Source organism: Glutamicibacter sp. AOP12-B1-11 (assembly GCF_052379245.1).
In the GTDB taxonomy this organism is placed as follows: domain Bacteria; phylum Actinomycetota; class Actinomycetes; order Actinomycetales; family Micrococcaceae; genus Glutamicibacter.
Map to the genome: position 1 here is coordinate 1 of NZ_JBQSYL010000082.1, position 1,356 is coordinate 1,356.

The following is a 1,356-nucleotide window of genomic DNA, read 5'->3' on the forward strand; positions in this document are numbered from 1 at the left end:
TGAACCGTCCCGGAAATCATGCCGCCGTGTTATGTGCGGCAGCGTCGGGTAACGAGCCTGTCATTTCATCATAGTAGGCACGCTCAAATTCCTCGGGAGTTTGGTGATCCAGCGAGGAATGCAAGCGATCATTGTTGTACCAAAAGACCCAGTCGAAGACGACCTCAACGACATCTGATTCGGTCTTCAACGCACCACTACGGAAGGGAGAACCCTTGGCCACGGCTTCATTCTTGAATAATCCCATGACCGTTTCGGCAGCCGCATTGTCGTACGCATCCCCGACACTGCCAATCGACGGAACCAGCCCCTCAATTTCTAAGGTGTCGGTGTAACGGATCGAGGTATATTGCGAGCCAGCGTCCGAATGATGTAGAAGCCCCTTGTCAACTGGTCTTTTGGTGTGTTTTCGGCGCCATAAAGCCATCTTCAAGCACTGTTCCACGAAGGCGGTGTCTTTCACCGTGGAGGTTTCCCACCCGACGATCGCCCGTGAATACAGATCGATCACCAAGGCCACGTATACGAACCCGGAATACACCGGCACGTAAGTGAAATCTGTGACCCAAATACGGTTAGGGGCACTGGCGCTGAAGTTCCGATTCAGTAGGTCGCCAGCTCGTTTGCCGTCCTTGCCAGGGATCGTGGTGCGGGTCTTACGTCCACGAATCAGGCCGTTCATGCCCTCGTCACGCATGAGTCGGTCAACGGTGTGTTTGGAGACCTCGGGGAAGCCGTTGCGCCGCAGCCAAGCGGTCATCTTTCGCCGGCCATAAAGGATTTCTGGCTTCGGTCTTCCTTTAGCGTCTAACACTTTGAGGCTGCGTAACGTGTCAATGACCTTGGCATCTTCAACTGCTCGCAGGGCCGGAATCCTTATTTTCCAGGCCCGGTAGGTTCGTGCGGCGACCTGCACGCCCTGCTCACGCAGGACGGCGCAGATCGACTCGACCGCATGACCTTCGGCCCGCTGCTCATCAACGAATCGGCAGATTAGCGGCGGCGAGGGTCGAGTTCCCTCGCGAAGAAAATCGATGCAGCTTTCAAGATTTCGTTGGCTTCCTTCAAATCCCGATTCTCCGCCCGCAACGCCTTGAGCTCATCGAGTTCGGTAGTGGTTGGGCCGTCCTTCTCACCGGTGTCGACCTGGGCTTGGAGCACCCAGCGACGCAATGATTCGGGACCGACATCCAGCTTCGGAGCCAGAGCCTTGCACGCTGCATACACGGAAGGATATTCAGAGAGCCGGTCCACAACCATCGCTACGGCGCGGTCACGAACTTCGGCAGGATACTTCTTGGGCATGGTTTCTATCTTTCTCTCGAAAGACAGCGGCATCAAATCAGGGACGGTTCA

General features: G+C 55.9%; 1 protein-coding gene. It reads right to left on the reverse strand.

Features of this window, described 5'->3' with window-relative positions; all coding sequences use genetic code 11:
* Positions 1-16 precede the first annotated feature (16 nt).
* Positions 17-1,305, reverse strand: a protein-coding gene (locus ACT3UQ_RS19685) for an IS3 family transposase (RefSeq protein WP_444637817.1) whose coding sequence is annotated in 2 segments (ribosomal slippage) — positions 17-1,032 and positions 1,032-1,305 — 1,290 coding nt in all. Because the reading frame shifts where the segments join, the coding sequence is not laid out codon by codon here.
* Between the last annotated feature and the right edge of the window lie 51 nt (positions 1,306-1,356).